The sequence below is a fragment of the Bacillus sp. bc15 genome (assembly GCF_900142585.1).
GTDB lineage: Bacteria > Bacillota > Bacilli > Bacillales > Bacillaceae_G > Bacillus_A > Bacillus_A cereus.
Genome location: NZ_FRBJ01000008.1, coordinates 56,869 through 75,709 on the forward strand (window position 1 = coordinate 56,869; position 18,841 = coordinate 75,709).

The following is an 18,841-nucleotide window of genomic DNA, read 5'->3' on the forward strand; positions in this document are numbered from 1 at the left end:
TTTCTAGGCCGTCAGTTTCATGCTGACGGTCTTTCGTATTCCATAAGCATAAATTCTCTTCCGCGGCTCAAAAAAATAAGCCCTTGCTTAAATCCGATATTTTTATATAACGTAATCGCTCTTGTATTAAATGTTGCTACACTTAATCGAAACATTTTCGAATTAAATTCCTTAGCAGCAAACGCTATTCCAGCTTGGAAAAATTCTTTCCCCATTCCTTTCCCAGTTAACGCCGGCTTCATACCAAGTCCGATATCAATCACATCTTCTCCACCATATAAATTAGCATCTCTTCCACCTGGTACTTGTGCATTTTCTCCAAAACAAAAATAGCCGATGAACTCTCCTTGATCGTCACAACAGCCATAATAAGTTCCATCTAATAATTCTTTTATTACTTCTTTCTCGCCTGAAAAACTATATAAATTATATGGTTCCTCGTACGCCCACATATTTATCTCATTTGCTTCTTCCTCTGTTAACTTATGTATATCCACTTTCTCTTTCCCCCTATTATATTTCTATTAACAATATTCGATATTCATCTTATAATTCATCTTTCTCAATATGTTTTTTTAATTTACCGCTTTATTTTAATGGAAGATTTTTCTTATTATGTTACGATTAAACAGAATCATTATAAATAAGGTGGTGACAATTTGAATTACTTTTCTTATCTCTCCTCAGAAGAACGGCAAAATTTTTTCTATAAAGAACCTCTTAGTTTTTCAAAAAATATAGAAAAAGAACAACTAGCTTACGCACTAGGCGCTACACTATATACTCCTGGCACGAAAGAAACGATTACGGAAGATATAATTAGAAGGAAACATGTGGATGCTATCTCAATTATTCTTTGTCTAGAGGACGCTATAAGCGATGAGGAAGTAAAACTTGCAGAGCAAAACATCGTCGTTCAAATACAGCAAATCGCTAACTTAGTCAGTGCCAACATACTAAATCAAGCAGACATCCCACTTCTTTTTATTAGAGTTCGACAGCCAAGTCAAATGAAGAAAATTGTTACTGAATTAGGTAGTGCTGTTCATTGTTTATGTGGTTTTGTCTTTCCAAAATTCACACCGATTAACGGAAAGACTTATATCGATCAACTTGCATATATAAACGAGTTATACTCATTATCGCTATATGGCATGCCGATTTTAGAATCACCCGAAATTATGTATAAGGAAACACGGGCAGAATCATTATTACAAATAAAGGATTTACTAGATTCTTATCACGATTACATCTTAAATGTACGTATTGGTGCTACTGATTTTTCAAGTATATTTAGTATTCGGCGCAATAAATACACACCTATCTATCATATTACTGTTGTCCGTGATTGTATTTCAGACATTATTAACGTTTTCTCAAGGGCAACAAATGAATATATTATTTCAGGATGTGTATGGGAATATTTTTCTAATGATCATGAAGAAGGGCTTATTCAAGAGGTATCACTTGACCATGCAAATGGCTTAATCGGAAAGACAGTTATTCACCCATCTCATATTAAAGTTGTACAGGCAATGCATATCGTCACAATGGAAGATTATTTAGATGCGAGATTAATTTTACAAAATGCAGATACGTATAATGGAGTGCTAAAAAGCAGTTTTTCTAACAAAATGAATGAAGTAAAACCTCATTATGGCTGGGCTCGCAAAACCATTTTAAAATCTAATATTTACGGGGTGCTACATGAAAACAAACAATTCACCGATCTCCTTATTGCAAAAGCAAAGCAACACGTATAACGTTTTAAATAATATACAAGTTCATGTAGAAGTACGTGATAATCCATATAATTTAGCGCTAGACAATCTTTTTCAAATGGCTGCGAGAATAAATAAGAAACGTAGTTTTTTATTTGTGAGTACAATCCTTGGAAAGCATCTTCCTATTAAACCTGCAGTCTCTCTATCAAGTGGAGTTGCTCTCGCTGCAAGATATATGGAAATACTACATAATATTTCTCATCCATTTCAAAAAGAAATTTTAAATCTCATTTCATTAGAAATTGATGAAATCCCAGAGGAAGTATTTCGTTATCAATATCCTCTGCAAGAAGAAGTTTTGTTCATCGGATTCGCTGAAACAGCGACATCACTTGGTCATTCTATGTTTCAATGCTTTCAAAATGCAAAGTATGTACATACAACTAGGGAATCGATACCCCACCTAGAATCTGTCATTACATTTGAGGAAGAACATTCTCATGCAACATCACACCGTTGTTATGTAGATGAAAGCTTTTTTCAAAACAACAATCCAATTGTTCTCGTAGATGATGAGATGACAACAGGAAAAACAGCATTAAATATTATTAGATCTATTCAAAATAAATTCCCACGAGAAGAATATATAATTGCTTCTTTATTAGACTGGCGTTCTCATACTAATAGAAAACAATTTAAACAATTAGAAGAAGAACTTCAAATTAAGATTCATGTTATTTCTTTATTAGAAGGCAGTATTCATACAACTGGCCAACCATTGAATATTTCAAAAACAGATATTCAAATTGAAGAAACAAAACCTGATTTCAAAAAGCATACCCTTATCTGCCCAACATCACCCTATACATTAAATTATATAAAATATACCGGGCGATTCGGCATTTCAGCATATGAACAAAAGCACATTCATTCTTTCGCTCAAGAAGCAGGAAAAGCTTTAAAAAGAGAAAGAATGGGAAAACGAACACTCTGTCTCGGAACGGGTGAATTTATGTATATCCCAATGAAAATTGCTGCTGAAATGGGTGAAAATATTTTATATCAATCTACAACGAGAAGCCCTATCCATCCTGTTTCAAATGATGTGAACTATGCCATTCATAATCATTTCTCATATCCAAGTCCTGAAGATTCTACTATTACAAATTACTTTTATAATATTTCACCTCATGATTACGATGAAGTATTTGTTTTTATTGAGCGTGATTTAGGAGAAGAAGCCCTGTTTCCTCTTCTACAGCAGTTACAAACAGTTATTCCTTTTATTCATATCGTCTCATTTTCAAATAGCATAGAAAAGGAAGGTTGATAATTATGGTAAAAGTAAATTCTCATATTAGTAGTTATGATCCAAATGATGCTATTTTTCTATTAAAAGATATTAGTAATTTAATGAAAGAAAGTTCCACAGAAACTAGAGAACAAGCAATTCAAGCTGGCACACATTATTCTGAAATGTTACCAATGGAATATAAACCATCTAAAGCGTATATGGATTTATTCTTTTCTTCCCTGCAACAATACAAACACAAACTAGCCATCGCTGTTGGAGTTGTCGCCGAACAAATTATACAGACTAAAGGAACTAACCTTGTCCTCGTTTCATTAGCTCGTGCTGGTACACCTATTGGCATTCTTATTAAACGCTACATACGCTATCAATACAACCTTGATGTACCTCACTATTGTATTTCTATTGTTCGCGGACGCGGTATTGATGAAAATGCACTCCATTATATTTTGGAACATCACCCTAAAGAAACAATTCAATTCATTGATGGATGGACTGGGAAAGGTGCAATAAAAAAAGAATTAGAATATGCCGTACACACATTTAACGAACGAAATAATACACACATTTCTCATTGTATGGCTGTGCTTGCTGATCCCGGTTACTGTACTTCAATTTACGGTACACGTGAAGATCTTCTTATTCCTAGCGCTTGCTTAAATGCAACTGTCTCTGGACTAATTAGCCGCACTATACTAAATGATACCTATATCGGTCCAAATGATTTTCATGGTGTTAAATATTATAAAGAGCTAGAGCAAGAAGACTTATCAAATTTCTTCGTTGATGAGGTAACAGATTTATTCCCTTCTGTTCATTCTCATATAGATAATCAATTACGTTATATTACTTCAACTTACACTGATCCCTCTTGGCAAGGATTAAAAGATATACAGTCTATCCAAAATCACTTTGAAATTGACGATATTAACTTAATTAAACCAGGAGTCGGTGAAACAACTCGCGTATTACTCCGGAGAATACCGTGGAAAATTTTAATACGTAAGCAAAACAATCCCGATTTAAAGCATATTTTACTTCTTGCTAAAGAAAAGAATGTCCCTATTGAACTCTATGAGAATATGGCTTATTCATGTTGCGGGCTCATTAAGCCTCTTAGGAAGGAAACAATATGATTTTCGCCAGTGATCTTGATCAAACGCTTATTTATTCCCGGAAATCGTTTCGTGCCCCTATAGAAGATGAATCAATTCAACTCATTGAAACTTTAGATGGAAAAGAAATTTCTTTTATATCACATAAAACCATTTCACTACTAAAAAAATTACAACTGCACTCACATTTCATCCCAGTTACAACAAGAACTATTGAGCAGTTTCAGCGGATTGCTTTATTCCAAGACGAAATCATTCCCGAATACGTCATTACAAGTAATGGCGGTAATATCCTTCATAACGGGAAACAAGATGGTACTTGGAACAGGACAGTAAAAGAAAGACTATCGGTTGAATGTATAGAGAGAAACGACATACTAAAGGAATTTGGACAAATAGCTCATAAAGATTGGGTTATATCACAAAAAACAGCCGATGATCTATTCCATTATTGCATTATTAAACGGGAGAACATTCCTTATGATGAATTATCATCTTTCACTTCCTGGTTAGACAAACAAGGCTGGAATCATTCACTTCAAGGTAGAAAGCTATACTTTGTACCAAAACCAATTAATAAATGGGACGCCGTGCAATATATAAAAGAAATTTTGCAAATAGATACGATTATTACAGCTGGGGATTCTTTACTTGATTTATGCATGCTTGAAAAGGCGAACCATGCCTTCGCACCACTTCATGGTGAGTTAGGGGCAATGCATGATAACTTACAACCCCATATTTTAAAAACAGACGCAATCGGCATATATGCCGCAGAAGAAATCGTAAATAAATCACTTCAAATTATTCACAGTTCATTACCTACCTCATGATCATAATATGCACAATTGCATACGCACCGCGATTAAACAGATGGTACAATTTATTTGAATCGCTGTTGCTACACTTCTTGATTAAAGAAAAGGCGTTAACACGGAAATTAGCGTCTTATCAACCTCAAGCAATTGGCACATTTTGTCATCTTAAAAGACACTCGAACGAGTGTCTTTTTTTCTATATCCAACAAGGACTTACTCATTTCAAAGTATAAATACATAAAATAATGTAAATCATTACACGCATGAATCACTTTCTAAAAGTTATAAATTAGATTCAAAATAAAAAAAGCACTCTTAACTAGAGTGCTTTTTACTTTCAAACAAGGAGGCTACATATATGGATAGTACTCTCGTATTTAACTTTGGCATTGGTATTGTTATCATTTTATTCGTCTTCTTTGTACTTTGTATGAGCGGGGTATAAAAAGGCGATTTTCGAGCGTCTTTTTATACATACATATGTATTACTTGACTTCTATAAAAGTAGTAACCATAATAGTTACAGATATACAAATAGCTATTCACATATCCACAAATAGGAGGAAGAACAATGAAACATGTAATCGTTTATGCACACCCAAATACAGAAAGCTTCAACCATGCGATTTTAGAAACGGTAAAACGTGAATTAGAAGAAAAAGGTCATGAAGTACGCGTTCGCGATCTATACGAATTAAACTTCAATCCAGTATTAGGCGCTTCCGATTTCATCTCATTTTCTCAAGGAAATACACCCGAAGATATTAAAGAAGAACAAGAGCATATCTCTTGGGCTGATAGCATTACATTTATTTATCCAGTTTGGTGGGCGGGACTTCCTGCTATTTTAAAAGGATACGTTGACCGTGTGTTTAGCCATGGATTTGCTTATGCTTACGGTGAAAACGGCATTGAAAAGTTATTAAGCGGTAAAAAAGGATTGTTATTATCTACAATGGGTAATACGAAAGAGGCATACACAGCAGGCGGCATGTTTGATGCAATGAAGAAAACAGCGGATGTTGGTATTTTTGACTTTACAGGCATTGAAACAATTGAGCATACATTCTATACAAGTGTTCCTTCTGTGGATGATAATGTGCGTAAACAATATCTTGAAGAAGTGAAAGAAGTAGTAAATCGTACATTCTAATAAAAAACTCCGGTTGTTAAAACTGGAGTTTTTTATTTCATCATTAATTTCGGAATATATCTTTGAAGAATGCTTTCTAATTCATTCATATCTTCCTGTCTAATAAGTAAATTCACATTGTCATTCATTTTTTCTCGCCCGCGATATAAAAATATATTTTCTTTTGGATTTTCCCATGTCGATGTTTTATAGCCTTTTAATTCTTCGTATGAATAAAAGTTTAATCCTTCTACTACACCTTTTTCATATATTTGTACACTTTTAATAAGATGGATAGCTATTAAAGTCATAAAACAACTTGCTACAACATAACCTACCCGACTGAATAAGAAACTGTTCAGCTGTATCAATATCGCCACTTACGTACTGAGCATATATATACATACATTGTCCAATGAAATATGCTGGTCCAAGTAATGCAATCCAACGTCTCTTCACTCGTGGATATGTTGCAATAAGTTTTCCCACACTTTTTTTCATTTCATTTATTTTATATATCTTCCATAGAACAAAAAATAAAACACATAATGTAAAAACAAACATAATACATGACATCCAGTACACTCTAATTCCCTCCCCTTAATATCATTACATATAAATTTTACATTTTATATAACAATAGCACATATGCAATTATGCATAAAAAAAAACAGGTAACCTCTTCCGGTTACCTGTTTTTCATTACATCTTCTCAATCCACTCCGTCAAGTTATGCACAACTTGCGTCGGTTGAACTTCGTATTCTGTTAACTTCTCCACAGTTGTGACTCCAGTGTGGACAAGAAGCGTATGCATACCAGCATTTACTCCTGCTAAAATGTCTGTATCATAGTTATCCCCAACCATTAATGCTTCATCTTTTCCTATACCAAGAACTTTTAAAGCTTGTTCCATAATGATTGATTCTGGTTTTCCGATAAAGATTGGATCCACACCTGTCGATACTGCTACAACCGATGTTAATGAACCGTTACCTGGTAATAACCCGCGCTCAGTTGGGATGGCAATGTCCCCATTTGTGGAAATAAACGTTGCACCGTTACGCACAGCAAGACACGCTTTTGCTAATTTTTCATATGTGATGTCACGATCTAAACCAACAACAACGAAATCAGGATTTTCATCCACAAGTTCAAATCCTTTTTCCACAAGTGCATCGTGTAAGCCTTCTTCACCAATCATATATACAGTTGCACCTTGTTTACGTTCATAAATGAAGTTCGCAGTCGCCATACTCGTTGTGAATACTTGCTCTGCTTTCGCTGGAATATCGAAACGAACAAGTTTTTCTGCCACTTGTTCTGGTTTACGCGTTGAGTTATTCGTAACGAATAAATAAGGAATGCCGCGCTCTCCTAAAGCTTTTACGAAGTCGCTCGCTTCTTCAATTTGTTCTTCTCCGCGATACATCGTACCGTCTAAGTCAATTAAGTAACCTTTATACATCATTATGTCTCTCCTTCTATGCTAACGTTCTCACCTATCATACCACTCTTATATTACCCGCTTTTTCCAAAGAAAAAAACGCTTTACCTTAAAGCGCCCCATAACGTTCATTTTTTCTCTTTTATTTGGTAAGAACAACTACAATCGCCCTCGCACATGTTTGCTAGCGTTTTCACATCTGCGTCCGTAAATAAACGCTTATACATCTCTTTTTCATCTTCACATACTTGCGGGAATCTCTCTGCAATTTCTTTTAACGGACAGTTTTGTTTTTCAATTACGAAAGAGTTCTCTCCATCTCTCTTTATTTGAACCATATAACCATTTTTCTCTTGCATAGCTGCTATCTCTTGCACTTTATATGCTAAATTCTTTTGATTACTTACTCTCTTTTGCAACTGTTCTTCCATTCGCTTCGTTCTCTCTTTTAAAACGTAACGAAGTATTTTTTCATCGCCCATTCGAGCTAAATCTTCTAGCATATCAATCGCAAATTGCTTATACTCTTTCGGGAATGTATCTTCTCCCTTTTCACTTAATCCATACAAATAAGTTGGTCTTCCGACATGTTGCCTTACCATCTTAGAATAAATGAGTCCGTCTTTCTCAAGATTACTTAAATGTCTTCTGATTGCCATTTCTGTAATCTCTAAAACGTCAGCTAGTTCAGCTACTGTGTGCTCTCCCTTTACTTTCAACAATTGTACAATCTCGTCTTTCGTAGTACGTGCTTCCCCCATACTTCACCCTTCTCCCTTTTCTTTCTCACATACAATATAAAATCCCCAAAAGGTATTCTCTGGGGATCTTATAAGCATAATTATTCTGGTACAAATGCAGATACAGGTCCTAATTCCTTTTCTAAATAACTGCGAATATTTGCTGGGTACTTTTCCACCACTGCAATATGTTTTTGAATCGTCTTATATAATTCATCATGATTCATTTGAATATAATCTTGCGTAAGCATTTTTCGAAGAAGGATAATTTCTTTCATCCCTTGGCCATCTTCTTCACTTATCACTCGCTCGTCCATTAAAATATCAATAATATCTTCATAGCTTCCTGGATCGCGCATAATAAATCCATCGATCATCGCATTTCCTACATCTAATACAGTATCAATAATAAGATGGGCTATGCGCTCTAATGCGTAAAATTCAAACTCGGTTTCATATATCTTTTTCTCTTGAAATGTACTTGTTGCTCGTTCTAAACATACTAGCATTTGTTCTATTTTCTTTCTGTCTACAAAATACATGAATGTCACCTACCTGGAAATTAAAGCATTTACATTTTAATTGTAACGCTTTCTTCTGAAAAAATCGACAATTTTTCGAATTCACCTTTTCTCCGTTATTTGTTATAGTTATATTTGTATGATTTTTGAAATTGGAGGAATGGAATCTTGGAACGTGAACTCGCACTAGAAATTGTCCGTGTAACAGAAGCAGCAGCCTTAGCATCCGCACAGTGGATGGGCCGCGGAAAGAAAAATGAAGCAGATGATGCAGCAACTACAGCAATGCGTGATATGTTCGATTCAGTAAACATGGCAGGTACAGTTGTAATTGGTGAAGGAGAACTTGATGAAGCACCGATGTTGTATATTGGTGAAGAACTAGGAACAGGTAACGGTCCGGAAGTAGACATCGCCGTTGATCCATTAGAAGGTACAAACATCGTTGCAAAAGGTCTTGCAAATGCAATGGCAGTTATTGCAATCGCAGACAAAGGGAACCTTCTTCATGCTCCTGATATGTACATGGAAAAAATCGCGGTTGGTCCAAAAGCAGCTGGTAAAATTAGCTTAGATGATCCAATTGAAAAAACAATTGAAATTGTAGCAGAAGCTAACAATAAAAAGATTCGTGACCTAACGGTTATCGTTCAAGAACGTGAACGTCATCAAGATATTATTGACCGTGTTCGTGCAAAAGGTGCACGCGTAAAATTATTTGGTGACGGTGATGTTGGTGCGTCAATCGCAACAGCACTACCTGGAACGGGTATCGACTTATTCGTAGGTATTGGCGGAGCTCCAGAAGGTGTTATTTCTGCAGCAGCATTAAAGTGCCTTGAAGGTGAAATGCAAGCTCGCTTAGTTCCAATGAACGAAGAAGAAGAAGCTCGTTGTCGTGAAATGGGATTAGAAGACCCTCGTCAACTTCTTATGTTAGATGACTTAGTATCTGGGGATGATGCAATCTTCTCAGCAACTGGTGTATCTGCTGGTGAGTTATTAGACGGTGTTAAATTCCTTGGCGGAGATTTAGCTGAAACATACTCTATCGTAATGCGTTACAAAACAAGAACAGTACGATTCATTAAAACGCATCACCATTTAGATCATAAACCACACTTAAACTTAGATATTTAATAAAGGAGCCATGTGTATGGAAGAACGTTTCTTTCTGTACGACGACACTGTCGCTACAAAAACTCGTTTCGTTAGCTTTATGGGAGAAAATGAGCGTCATGATTTAGCGCTTTTATACTCCGATCGTCATTACGGTAAAACAATTGTACTTGATATGCAAAGTAATAAATTTGCAATTATCGGTGCTGACGATTTAAACGAACCAGGCTACTTAGAGCACGCATTTTCTATGACTGAAGAAATTGCAGAAGAATTACGCTCATTTTTATTTGAACTTATATAATTTATCGTATGCACCAGCTATTTTAGCTGGTGTTTTTCCACCTTCATTATTTCGAATTTTCAGTATTATATGTTATAATGAAGAATAAATCTATTTGGATAGAAAGGACGTTATCTACGTATGCCAACATTTACTTTGTAATGGACCAGCAATTGGATAGCATTACTCTCAAAAAAGCACCACGCTTTTTCAAGGGAGTAGTCTGCCCATTCCCATTACAAAGGAACGTATTGCATCTGTAGTATGATGTTTACGGAGGTTCCTCTTTGGGGAACCTCCTTTTATTTTTGTCTTTTTCTCATGTCTTCATACTACAAGACATCCAAATAGCTGTATTACGTTTCTTTGCCACTACTATAAGAGGTGAAGGAAAATGCAGAAAGTACAACTTTCTTGGAGTTTATATGAAAATCAGCAACACACAATCGAAAAATATTGTAAAAATTGTGGACGTACTACCCTATTTACTGATACGAATATTCGTAGGCATAACGCCAATGGAAAAAACATATACCGCTTTGCCATTTATAAATGTTCGAAAGATCATACGTGGAATCAAAAACTGCGTATTTATAAATCATTTACTGATCACGTTGAAACGATTGATATGACTCAGCAAGATCAAACAGAAACAAGTACTACTATTTCTATTACGCAACATAAAGAAAGTGGCGTAGCTGAAATCACGATCGTATTAGATATCGTTTTCGGTTCCCACCGCATTGATAAAGCCTTATCCACATATATTTCCGACTGGAGCCGTACACGCATTGTGGATAAAATTAAAAATGGGGATATTCAATTAAATGGACAACAAATGAAACCAAATGCAATACTTTCTGAAGGCGATCATATCTCGATTTGTTTATAAGCGAGAATATGTAAAAAATCCTCTTACAATTGTAAGAGGATTTTTTTATTTCTTCACTTTTCGTAATACGAAGTGTGCACAACCGAAGTTACAGTACTCGTATAAATACTCCGTTAACGTACTAATTTTCGTATCATATGTCGCACGTTGGTTACTATCATCAAAGAATCCTCGCAGTCTAAGTTGCTCATATCCCCAGTCTCCAACGATATAATCATATTTATTTAAAATTTCTGCATAGCGCTCTTTAAATGCTTCTTCACTAAAACCGTCACGAAAGTTTTTAATTACTTCGTACTGAACATTATTAATGCTCACCGTAGCATGAATCTCTTGCTCTTGCTTTTGCTCCATCATTAACTTCCTCTCTAAGCATTCTTCTTTTTATCGTATCACAAAGCATAACAACCAACAATTTCAAATACAAAAAATTGCAAATTAGTACATGCTATAGAGAAGGAGGTGATACATCGTGAAAAAACAAATTTTACTTTCCCTTCTCACTCTTTCCTTATTTGCAGGCTGCCAATCAGCGAACAAAGCTGAAATGGAACGTGAAGAAGGAAGCCGTGTTCTTGTTTCCAATAAAAACGACATGTATCATACGGAAAATACAAATACAAGACTCACAAGAGTCGGTTATTCTTCTAAACAAAAGCATGAAGTATCTAACAAACAAGTAGGGGCCATTAATCGCGAGAAAGTCGCTGAAATGATTACAAGCATGACAGTCAAACTTCCTGACGTTACAAACGCTGCTACACTCGTTACCGATGATGAAGTATTTGTTGTATATCGTGCAAACACAACGGATCCAAAACTCGTAGCAGATCAAGTATATAAAACCGCTTTGTCCATCGTCCCTCGCTATTATAAAGCATATGTATCAACAGACCAAAAGTTAATTTCTCAAATTCAAGGGCTTCAATCTGGCGCATTAAATGATACAGAATATACGCAAAGCCTCGATATGCTAAAACGTGAAATGAGTAAAAATCCTCATTTGAACAATACGGGGGATCAGACTTTAAATAATATGATTAAAAAGTAAAACAGGTGGAGAGAACCTCCACCTGTTTTACTTTTTATTTTTTATTACGATCCGCATAAATCTCCATCGCATCACACATAAACTGCGCTAACCCCTCGCCAAACTTATCGATATTTTTCGTAAAGCGCTCATCAGCGACGTACATTTGACCGAGTCCCTTAAAAGCGTCTAATGAATAGTGACTAAAGTTTTGCAAGTAATCGTACCATACTTTGATAGCTGCCTGCGCCTCTTTAGAATCTGGTGCATCGTGTCTAAGCGTTGCTAAATTTCTATAAATAGCATTAAACTCCTCTTGGTTCTCTTTTGACATACCTTTTGCATATTCGTTCGCTTTATCTACAGCTGCATCTCCCCATTTTTCACGTGCTTCTTCTTCATATGGGTTATGGCTGAAATCGAATCCTTCAAATTTCTCTTTATTCGTCATTTCAATCTCTCCTTTTGTATGCTGAATTGTTTTATCAATCGTCGCAATCACCTTATCTAATCTGGCACGCTTTTCAAGAAGCATCTTCTTATGAAGCTGTAGTGCCTCTTCGCGATCAAATGATGGACTCATGATAATCTCTTTAATTTTCTTCAAAGGGAAGCCAAGCTCTTTAAAAAACAAAATTTGCTGCAATGTCTCTAAATTTTCATTGGAATACAGACGATATCCAGACTCTGTCGTCTCGTCTGGGGTTAACAACCCAATTTCATCGTAATGATGCAGTGTGCGCACACTAATTCCAACTAAATCAGCTACTTCTTTTACTCTCATTGTCATTTGTATCTCCCCCTTAGTACATACGATAAAGTATGACGCAACGTTAGAGTCAATAAGTAAATTCATTTTCTTTCTAAAAGTTTCATCTCTCCCCTATTTCATGCATAATAGATATGTACATATATTAGAAAGCGGTGAAAGTATGGTTTCAAATACTGTAATTGCCAGCATCATTTTTCAACTCATTGTCTCGATTCTGTTCCCAATTATCGTACTCGTTTATTTCCGTAAAAAATATAATATTAATTGGAAAGTAGTCGGCGTTGGTGTTCTTATCTTTATCGGATTCACTCAAATTCTTGAAACACCATTCCACCTATTTATGCGCGGTAATCCAACAATCGCTCCATTTTTAGAAAATCCGTTTGTCTTCGCAATTTATGGCGGATTGACTGCTGGTATTTTTGAAGAATTAGGACGCTTCGTTGCCTTCTTCTTCTTACTAAAAAAATATCTAGAATATAAAGATGGCTTCGCTTATGGAATTGGTCACGGCGGAATTGAATCTATTTTAATTGGCGGTTTTTCTGCATTACAAGCATTAATTTTTGCTAATTCTATTAACGATGGTAGCTTCTCTCGACTGATTGAACAAAAACCCGAGCTCAGTATTTTACAGGACATGTTAATTCAGCAACCTGCCTACTTATACTTCCTTGGTAGCTTAGAAAGAATTATGGCACTCGTGCTTCAAATCGCCTTTACAATGCTTGTTTTATACGCAGTAAAACAGAAGAAATACATCTTCCTAGTATACGCTATACTATTCCACGCATTTGTAGACTTTTTCGCGGCACTTTACCAAACAAAAACAATCAACATCTTCGTTGCCGAAGGAATTACACTTCTGTGTACAATTGGCGCTGTCGTTCTTATTCGCAAAATGAAAGAGAAATTAATGAGTGTACCGGAGTAAAAAATAAACCACCAAAATTGGTGGTTTATTTTTTATATGGATGATAACTTTTGCCCTCTTGCAGCTCCCTCTTTGTTTCTGCATCTATAACGATGTACTTATGAAACGCTTCTACTTCATTTTGAGTAAAAGAAGCGAAAAAATAAACTTGGCGATCAGGGTGAACAAAAAAATCTTGAAGCACCACTCTACTTCGACAACCGACAGCTGTTTTTTGCAGGAAAGAAAATTCCTCATCAGCCACTTCTTTAAATGAAATTTTTTTACGAACACTATATGCTGCATTTTTGTACTCTTTATAAATTTTCTTATCTAACTGTTTATAAAAAACATCCCCACTCACAAATGACTTATTTTGATTGCTTGGATAATTTAGTTTTCGGTTGGATTCTGCATATGTTGTGGACAATTGCGCAAGAAAACAAATAATGAATACGATACATATCATTTTTTTCATCATTGCACCTCAATTTTTTATTATCCACATTACTTTTCCACATATTTAAATCCATATGCTGTTTCCAATAAAAAGGAATTATTTCCACATTTGTCGAAGTATATAGCGTCAACTTGAAAGATGGGGATGAATTATGAAGAAAATTATTTTAATACGACATTGTTCAGCAACTGGGCAAGAATGTGATGCTGAATTAACGACCGATGGAAAAGACCAAGCAAATACCCTTGCTACATTCCTCTTAGAAAATATTCTACAAATCGATCATATTATTTCAAGCCCATTTGTCCGAGCTATCGATTCCATTCGGCCCTATGCACTCCAAGCTAACTTATCTATCCAAGAAGATGAACGATTAACTGAACGCATATTGAGCAACGTTCCAATGGATGATTGGATGCAAAAACTAGAATCCACTTTTACGAATATAGATATTGCCTTTTCAGGCGGAGAGTCAACAAAACAAGCAACAGACCGTGCCATATCGCTTATTCAAGACGTTTTACAATTAAACCATACGACAACACTACTTGTTACACATGGCAATTTACTTACGCTCATTTTAAAGCATTTTGATCATACGATTGGCTTTAATGAATGGAGAACTTTAACGAATCCTGATATTTACGAAATTACAATCGACGAACAATGTATCATAACACGCTTATGGGAAGCATCGTCCAAGTAATATCCCTTTCCAAAACATTCAGTTGACGCCACGAGAAGAGACTGTTCTAACAATAGAAAGGGGTATCATTTCATATGTACGAAGACGTACTTGCTTTACTACATAAAACAAATGTTTCTTATGAAAAATTCGAACACGAACCAGTACTCGATTATGAGACGGATCGGATTGTACGTGAAAGACTTGGCTTACAAGGTACTCCAAGTAAAAGCTTATTTTTAAAATCAACATCTGGAAATTTTTATGTGTTTTTTACGTTAGAAGGAAATCGGCTTAACCGCGGAGAGATGAAAGAAATAACGGGAGAACGCTTATCGCTCTGTTCTCCTGATGAACTAAGAATGGAAACTGGCTGTACTCCAGGATGTGTAGCTCCTTTTGGTTATTCACAAGAAGTAACAATTATTGTGGACAGTTCCGTTTATACGTACGATAAAATTTTAATTACACCTGGTGTACCTGAATTTACAATTGAATTATCCACAGAAGAATTAAAAAAGATTTTATTAACATGTACAAATACCGTTTTAGAGTACAAACAAAAAGAGAGCTGATCGTTAGCTCTCTTTTTTCATTATTTAGCTTCTGCTGTTTTTTCTTTTGCAGAACGTACTTGCTCGTCCGCATGGTAAGAAGAACGCACAAGTGGGCCAGCTTCACAGTGGCTAAATCCTTTGCTAAGTGCAATTTCTTTAAGCTCTGCAAATTCTGCTGGTGGATAATATTTAATAACTGGTAAATGCTTCTTAGATGGTTGTAGATATTGTCCAAGAGTTAAAATATCCACATTGTTTGCACGTAAGTCATCCATTGCTTCAATTAAATCTTCTCTTGTTTCACCTAAGCCGACCATAATGCTCGATTTAGTTGGAATATCAGGCTGCATTTCTTTTGCTCGACGTAAAAACTCTAATGAACGGTCATACTTTGCTCTAGCGCGAACTCGGTTAGATAATCGACGTACTGTTTCAATGTTATGGTTTAAAATATCTGGTTTTGCATCCATTAACATTTTTAAGTTTTCTTCTACCCCAGCCATATCAGATGGTAATACTTCGATAGACGTGAATGGGTTTTTACGACGTACTGCTCGTACTGTTTCAGCAAAAACAGCTGCTCCGCCGTCCTTTAAATCATCACGTGCAACCGCTGTTATAACAACGTGCTTTAAGCCCATTTGTACTACTGAATCTGCTACGCGTTCTGGTTCTTGTAAATCAAGCTCAGTTGGTAAGCCTGTTTTAACCGCACAAAAACGACAAGCACGTGTACAAACCGCACCTAAAATCATAAATGTTGCTGTTTTTCTTACAGCCCAGCATTCATGAATATTCGGACATTTTGCCTCTTCACAAACGGTATGAAGATTCTTAGAACGCATCATTTTCTTTAAGCCTGTATAGTTTTCATTCGTGTTTAACTTAATTTTCAACCATTCGGGCTTGCGCTTATATTCTGTTTGTTTTGTCATGGTTATCAACTCCGCACAATATGAAATAGTTTACCGTGTTCGCTTCTTTCAATGTAACATATCTATTCTAACGTATGAAAGCGATTTGCTCAAATGAAGATTCTAAGATTTTTTCCAATCGTTCCCTATAATGAAATACTCCGTATATCCCACACTAAAAAGAGTGATGTTGTGAAAGGAGTCTATTTCATGCTTCGAAAAATTTCTCTTTTGCTTTCTATTTGTTTTCTTCTCCACCAAAACATCGCTTACGGTGAAGATAATCAGCAAAGCATATACGAAAAGCGCATGGCACTATATAAAGAAACCGAGCAGTCTTCAGGCATTCCATGGTATTACTTAGCTGCAATGGATCAATATGAAAGAAATATACGGAGCGTAAGAAAAGATATTCCAAAAAAACCAGATGCCATCATTTCCCTTTATTTCAAACCAGAAATATGGGCTGGACCTGTTAATAGTAACGATACTCTCCCCCATACAATTTCTCTATTTGGCGGAATAGGTTTAGATGGTGACAAAGATGGATTTGCAAATGCAAATAGCGACCGTGATCTTCTGCATACCGCAGCGACTATTTTAAGGAAACAAGGAACGTCAGAAGACCGTATTAAAATTATGCTTTGGGAATATTATAGACGTGCAAAAACAGTTGATTTAATTAGCGAGTACGCCCAAATTTATAAACATTATGGACGTATTAATTTAGAAGGAAATGCTTTTCCTCTTCCGATTCGTAGTGACCATAGCTACCGTAGTACTTTCGGCGCTGGAAGAAGTTTTGGCGGAAGACGAATTCATGAAGGCACCGATATTTTCGCTGGATATGGCGTGCCAGTAAGATCGACTTGCTATGGCATTATTGAAACAAAAGGCTGGAACCGCCTTGGTGGATGGCGCATTGGTATTCGAGACCTTCATAACAATTACCATTATTACGCTCATTTAGGCGGGTTCTCAAAAGAAATACAGCTTGGACAAATTGTTGAGCCAGGAAAAGTAATTGGATTTGTTGGTAGCACTGGTTATGGACCTCCTGGTACAGCCGGAAAATTCCCACCCCACTTACATTTTGGCATATATAAAGACAATGGCTATACAGAATGGGCCTTCGATCCATACATGCATTTAAACCTTTGGGAACGCAAAGAACGAGCAAATACAAAAAGATAACCGTAGCTGCATTGCTACGGTTATTTTTTATCCAGTAAAATCCCGGCTCAGCCGAGTATCACTTTATATGCAACTAACTATCTGTTTTCTTTTTATCAGGTACAGCAACACTTCCGCTTCCATAATACGTAGGCACTTCCCCTTGAACGATACGCGTCGCAATCGGAACATTTTGTTTCACAGTTATCTCTTTCGTATGAAATGGAATAATTACTTGCAATGTTACTTCCATTTCCATAACAATTTGAATCGCTGTAGTATTAATTCCATGCGGCTCAATTTTTTGTTTAATATCTGTATTCACATGCCCAATTGGCGTGAAATGAATCGGAATATCTGGTCCTATATTACCAAGGAGTGCATTATCAGTTACACGTCCAAAAGGAACTGCCATAGTCGCCCCGTTTTTTTCAGAAATACCTAGCTCCTTCAACTTTCCTTGTTCTACTTGTTGCAAATATTTTTCTATGTACGTGGTCGTTGACGTTACGATTTCATTTACTTGCTTCGTATTTAAATTAATTGTGGATACTTTTCCGTTTTTATCATTCTGTACTTTCATTAATGAATCGACATCGAATCCTTCATTAATTCTATCCTTTACCGCCTTCGTCATAATTGCTGTCGCCATTTTATGTGTCTCTACTTCCCCATATTTAATTAAGGTCGGCTGAATACTATTATTCACAATCCACAACCCTTGCGTAAGTAATATAACAAAAAGAATAAACGACATAAGCAGTATATACCGAAAGGCAATAGGTCCCCTTCGAAACCGCGAGTTTTTCGAGCGAAATATACTCATAAAAAAACCTCCTTCTTATATCATTTCTATGCAAGAAGGAGGGACGATATATGCTTATCTCATTTTTAATAATGCTTCTTTTCCAATCGTTCCTACTGGAATGCCTAACGCTTCAGCTCCAGTCGTTACCGATTCTAGTGGCGCTTCAAGAAGTTGTTCAATCGTTCTTACACCAACCGCACGGCCAGCAATAATTCCTCGATCACCTAATTTCTCATTTAAAAGACCTACATCTAATGCACCACACATAATATATCCTTTATCGCTCATTACAGCTAGCAAATTCGTCTTTGGAAGTTTCACGCTAACCGCAATAAACGTATAATTATCAATTATAATTGGCTCCACATTAACCATAGTTCACACTCCTCTCTTTCTTATCTGTATGACAAGAGAAAAATGAGTGTTA

Annotated in this window: 23 protein-coding genes and 1 pseudogene; 13 read left to right on the forward strand and 11 right to left on the reverse strand. The window is 35.9% G+C overall.

Annotated elements, in window-relative coordinates:
• Positions 1 to 17: 17 nt before the first annotated feature.
• On the reverse strand, positions 18 to 497 hold the full coding sequence (locus BUA87_RS22180; RefSeq protein ID WP_000351141.1) for a GNAT family N-acetyltransferase: 480 nt from the start codon (positions 495 to 497) through the stop codon (positions 18 to 20).
• 162 nt (positions 498 to 659) lie between these two features.
• Between BUA87_RS22180 and BUA87_RS22185 the strand changes: the two genes are divergently transcribed.
• From BUA87_RS22185 to BUA87_RS22210, 5 genes are all read left to right on the forward strand, one after another.
• The gene (locus tag BUA87_RS22185; RefSeq protein ID WP_071714563.1) at positions 660 to 1,763 is read left to right on the forward strand and encodes an HpcH/HpaI aldolase/citrate lyase family protein; all 1,104 of its coding nucleotides are present in this window, start codon (positions 660 to 662) and stop codon (positions 1,761 to 1,763) included.
• Positions 1,708 to 3,054 (forward strand): phosphoribosyltransferase family protein, encoded by a 1,347-nt coding sequence (locus BUA87_RS22190; RefSeq protein ID WP_061660697.1) that lies wholly within the window; start codon positions 1,708 to 1,710, stop codon positions 3,052 to 3,054. The genes BUA87_RS22185 and BUA87_RS22190 overlap by 56 nt, the downstream gene beginning before the upstream one ends.
• A 5-nt stretch (positions 3,055 to 3,059) precedes the next feature.
• Complete coding sequence (locus BUA87_RS22195; RefSeq protein WP_072940855.1) at positions 3,060 to 4,172, forward strand: cysteine protease StiP family protein; 1,113 nt, start codon at positions 3,060 to 3,062, stop codon at positions 4,170 to 4,172.
• Positions 4,169 to 4,984 carry an HAD family hydrolase gene (locus tag BUA87_RS31025; RefSeq protein ID WP_065229514.1) on the forward strand — a complete coding sequence of 272 codons (816 nt, stop codon included), beginning with the start codon at positions 4,169 to 4,171 and terminating at the stop codon, positions 4,982 to 4,984. The genes BUA87_RS22195 and BUA87_RS31025 overlap by 4 nt, the downstream gene beginning before the upstream one ends.
• Positions 4,985 to 5,540: 556 nt before the next feature.
• Positions 5,541 to 6,122, forward strand: a complete 582-nt coding sequence (locus BUA87_RS22210; RefSeq protein ID WP_071714567.1) for an NAD(P)H-dependent oxidoreductase — start codon at positions 5,541 to 5,543, stop codon at positions 6,120 to 6,122.
• Between the two features lie 32 nt (positions 6,123 to 6,154).
• On the opposite strand, the pseudogene BUA87_RS22215 reads toward BUA87_RS22210, so the two are convergent.
• From BUA87_RS22215 to BUA87_RS22230, 4 genes and pseudogenes are all read right to left on the reverse strand, one after another.
• Positions 6,155 to 6,686: pseudogene (locus BUA87_RS22215) on the reverse strand (iron ABC transporter substrate-binding protein).
• 117 nt (positions 6,687 to 6,803) lie between these two features.
• The gene (locus BUA87_RS22220; RefSeq protein WP_065229547.1) at positions 6,804 to 7,568 is read right to left on the reverse strand and encodes a TIGR01457 family HAD-type hydrolase; all 765 of its coding nucleotides are present in this window, start codon (positions 7,566 to 7,568) and stop codon (positions 6,804 to 6,806) included.
• Positions 7,569 to 7,675: 107 nt separating this feature from the next.
• Positions 7,676 to 8,308 carry a helix-turn-helix transcriptional regulator gene (locus tag BUA87_RS22225; protein WP_071714569.1) on the reverse strand — a complete coding sequence of 211 codons (633 nt, stop codon included), beginning with the start codon at positions 8,306 to 8,308 and terminating at the stop codon, positions 7,676 to 7,678.
• An 80-nt stretch (positions 8,309 to 8,388) separates the two neighbouring features.
• On the reverse strand, positions 8,389 to 8,829 hold the full coding sequence (locus BUA87_RS22230) for a DUF86 domain-containing protein (protein WP_000274010.1): 441 nt from the start codon (positions 8,827 to 8,829) through the stop codon (positions 8,389 to 8,391).
• Between the two features lie 147 nt (positions 8,830 to 8,976).
• Here BUA87_RS22230 and glpX point away from each other — a divergent pair, with 147 nt between their 5' ends.
• From glpX to BUA87_RS22250, 3 genes are all read left to right on the forward strand, one after another.
• Positions 8,977 to 9,948 carry a class II fructose-bisphosphatase gene (gene glpX / locus BUA87_RS22235; protein ID WP_000439090.1) on the forward strand — a complete coding sequence of 324 codons (972 nt, stop codon included), beginning with the start codon at positions 8,977 to 8,979 and terminating at the stop codon, positions 9,946 to 9,948.
• A gap of 16 nt (positions 9,949 to 9,964) precedes the next feature.
• Positions 9,965 to 10,231: a DUF3055 domain-containing protein gene (locus BUA87_RS22240; RefSeq protein ID WP_000392611.1), complete on the forward strand. Its 267-nt coding sequence runs from the start codon at positions 9,965 to 9,967 to the stop codon at positions 10,229 to 10,231.
• A gap of 373 nt (positions 10,232 to 10,604) precedes the next feature.
• Entirely contained in the window at positions 10,605 to 11,102 is a 498-nt protein-coding gene (locus BUA87_RS22250; protein WP_001174588.1) for a hypothetical protein, read from the forward strand.
• Positions 11,103 to 11,147: 45 nt separating this feature from the next.
• Here BUA87_RS22250 and BUA87_RS22255 read toward each other — a convergent pair whose 3' ends face one another.
• A complete protein-coding gene (locus tag BUA87_RS22255; protein WP_000435946.1) occupies positions 11,148 to 11,456 on the reverse strand; it encodes a YutD family protein in 309 nt (102 codons plus the stop codon).
• 118 nt (positions 11,457 to 11,574) lie between these two features.
• Here BUA87_RS22255 and BUA87_RS22260 point away from each other — a divergent pair, with 118 nt between their 5' ends.
• Complete coding sequence (locus tag BUA87_RS22260) at positions 11,575 to 12,153, forward strand: YhcN/YlaJ family sporulation lipoprotein (RefSeq protein WP_000744131.1); 579 nt, start codon at positions 11,575 to 11,577, stop codon at positions 12,151 to 12,153.
• A gap of 34 nt (positions 12,154 to 12,187) precedes the next feature.
• Here BUA87_RS22260 and BUA87_RS22265 read toward each other — a convergent pair whose 3' ends face one another.
• Positions 12,188 to 12,922, reverse strand: coding sequence for a MerR family transcriptional regulator (locus BUA87_RS22265; protein ID WP_000178777.1), 735 nt, complete (start codon positions 12,920 to 12,922; stop codon positions 12,188 to 12,190).
• Between the two features lie 100 nt (positions 12,923 to 13,022).
• Between BUA87_RS22265 and BUA87_RS22270 the strand changes: the two genes are divergently transcribed.
• Entirely contained in the window at positions 13,023 to 13,838 is an 816-nt protein-coding gene (locus BUA87_RS22270; protein ID WP_072940862.1) for a YhfC family intramembrane metalloprotease, read from the forward strand.
• Between the two features lie 25 nt (positions 13,839 to 13,863).
• On the opposite strand, the gene BUA87_RS22275 is transcribed toward BUA87_RS22270, so the two are convergent.
• Positions 13,864 to 14,295 (reverse strand): hypothetical protein, encoded by a 432-nt coding sequence (locus BUA87_RS22275; protein WP_000738182.1) that lies wholly within the window; start codon positions 14,293 to 14,295, stop codon positions 13,864 to 13,866.
• Positions 14,296 to 14,428: 133 nt separating this feature from the next.
• Here BUA87_RS22275 and BUA87_RS22280 point away from each other — a divergent pair, with 133 nt between their 5' ends.
• Both BUA87_RS22280 and BUA87_RS22285 read left to right on the forward strand, forming a co-directional pair.
• Positions 14,429 to 14,983 (forward strand): histidine phosphatase family protein, encoded by a 555-nt coding sequence (locus tag BUA87_RS22280; RefSeq protein WP_071714570.1) that lies wholly within the window; start codon positions 14,429 to 14,431, stop codon positions 14,981 to 14,983.
• A 74-nt stretch (positions 14,984 to 15,057) separates the two neighbouring features.
• Positions 15,058 to 15,537 (forward strand): YbaK/EbsC family protein, encoded by a 480-nt coding sequence (locus BUA87_RS22285; protein WP_000272751.1) that lies wholly within the window; start codon positions 15,058 to 15,060, stop codon positions 15,535 to 15,537.
• Positions 15,538 to 15,557: 20 nt separating this feature from the next.
• Here the strand turns inward: BUA87_RS22285 and lipA are convergent, their stop codons facing one another.
• Positions 15,558 to 16,454, reverse strand: coding sequence for a lipoyl synthase (gene lipA / locus BUA87_RS22290; RefSeq protein ID WP_000166367.1), 897 nt, complete (start codon positions 16,452 to 16,454; stop codon positions 15,558 to 15,560).
• A 189-nt stretch (positions 16,455 to 16,643) separates the two neighbouring features.
• Here lipA and BUA87_RS22295 point away from each other — a divergent pair, with 189 nt between their 5' ends.
• The gene (locus tag BUA87_RS22295; RefSeq protein WP_072940865.1) at positions 16,644 to 17,627 is read left to right on the forward strand and encodes a M23 family metallopeptidase; all 984 of its coding nucleotides are present in this window, start codon (positions 16,644 to 16,646) and stop codon (positions 17,625 to 17,627) included.
• A 73-nt stretch (positions 17,628 to 17,700) separates the two neighbouring features.
• Here the strand turns inward: BUA87_RS22295 and yunB are convergent, their stop codons facing one another.
• Both yunB and BUA87_RS22305 read right to left on the reverse strand, forming a co-directional pair.
• Positions 17,701 to 18,432 (reverse strand): sporulation protein YunB, encoded by a 732-nt coding sequence (gene yunB / locus BUA87_RS22300; protein ID WP_000021807.1) that lies wholly within the window; start codon positions 18,430 to 18,432, stop codon positions 17,701 to 17,703.
• A gap of 54 nt (positions 18,433 to 18,486) precedes the next feature.
• A complete protein-coding gene (locus BUA87_RS22305; RefSeq protein ID WP_000248467.1) occupies positions 18,487 to 18,789 on the reverse strand; it encodes a YunC family protein in 303 nt (100 codons plus the stop codon).
• Between the last annotated feature and the right edge of the window lie 52 nt (positions 18,790 to 18,841).

Coding starts and splice junctions, on each gene's coding strand:
- BUA87_RS22190 (WP_061660697.1), top strand. CDS start 1,708: ATGAAAACAAACAATTCACCGATCTCCTTATTGCAAAAGCAAAGCAAC.
- BUA87_RS22195 (WP_072940855.1), top strand. CDS start 3,060: ATGGTAAAAGTAAATTCTCATATTAGTAGTTATGATCCAAATGATGCT.
- BUA87_RS31025 (WP_065229514.1), top strand. CDS start 4,169: ATGATTTTCGCCAGTGATCTTGATCAAACGCTTATTTATTCCCGGAAA.
- BUA87_RS22210 (WP_071714567.1), top strand. CDS start 5,541: ATGAAACATGTAATCGTTTATGCACACCCAAATACAGAAAGCTTCAAC.
- BUA87_RS22220 (WP_065229547.1), bottom strand. CDS start 7,568: ATGTATAAAGGTTACTTAATTGACTTAGACGGTACGATGTATCGCGGA.
- BUA87_RS22225 (WP_071714569.1), bottom strand. CDS start 8,308: ATGGGGGAAGCACGTACTACGAAAGACGAGATTGTACAATTGTTGAAA.
- BUA87_RS22230 (WP_000274010.1), bottom strand. CDS start 8,829: ATGTATTTTGTAGACAGAAAGAAAATAGAACAAATGCTAGTATGTTTA.
- BUA87_RS22240 (WP_000392611.1), top strand. CDS start 9,965: ATGGAAGAACGTTTCTTTCTGTACGACGACACTGTCGCTACAAAAACT.
- BUA87_RS22250 (WP_001174588.1), top strand. CDS start 10,605: ATGCAGAAAGTACAACTTTCTTGGAGTTTATATGAAAATCAGCAACAC.
- BUA87_RS22255 (WP_000435946.1), bottom strand. CDS start 11,456: ATGGAGCAAAAGCAAGAGCAAGAGATTCATGCTACGGTGAGCATTAAT.
- BUA87_RS22265 (WP_000178777.1), bottom strand. CDS start 12,922: ATGACAATGAGAGTAAAAGAAGTAGCTGATTTAGTTGGAATTAGTGTG.
- BUA87_RS22270 (WP_072940862.1), top strand. CDS start 13,023: ATGCATAATAGATATGTACATATATTAGAAAGCGGTGAAAGTATGGTT.
- BUA87_RS22275 (WP_000738182.1), bottom strand. CDS start 14,295: ATGAAAAAAATGATATGTATCGTATTCATTATTTGTTTTCTTGCGCAA.
- BUA87_RS22280 (WP_071714570.1), top strand. CDS start 14,429: ATGAAGAAAATTATTTTAATACGACATTGTTCAGCAACTGGGCAAGAA.
- BUA87_RS22285 (WP_000272751.1), top strand. CDS start 15,058: ATGTACGAAGACGTACTTGCTTTACTACATAAAACAAATGTTTCTTAT.
- lipA (WP_000166367.1), bottom strand. CDS start 16,454: ATGACAAAACAAACAGAATATAAGCGCAAGCCCGAATGGTTGAAAATT.
- BUA87_RS22295 (WP_072940865.1), top strand. CDS start 16,644: ATGCTTCGAAAAATTTCTCTTTTGCTTTCTATTTGTTTTCTTCTCCAC.
- yunB (WP_000021807.1), bottom strand. CDS start 18,432: ATGAGTATATTTCGCTCGAAAAACTCGCGGTTTCGAAGGGGACCTATT.
- BUA87_RS22305 (WP_000248467.1), bottom strand. CDS start 18,789: ATGGTTAATGTGGAGCCAATTATAATTGATAATTATACGTTTATTGCG.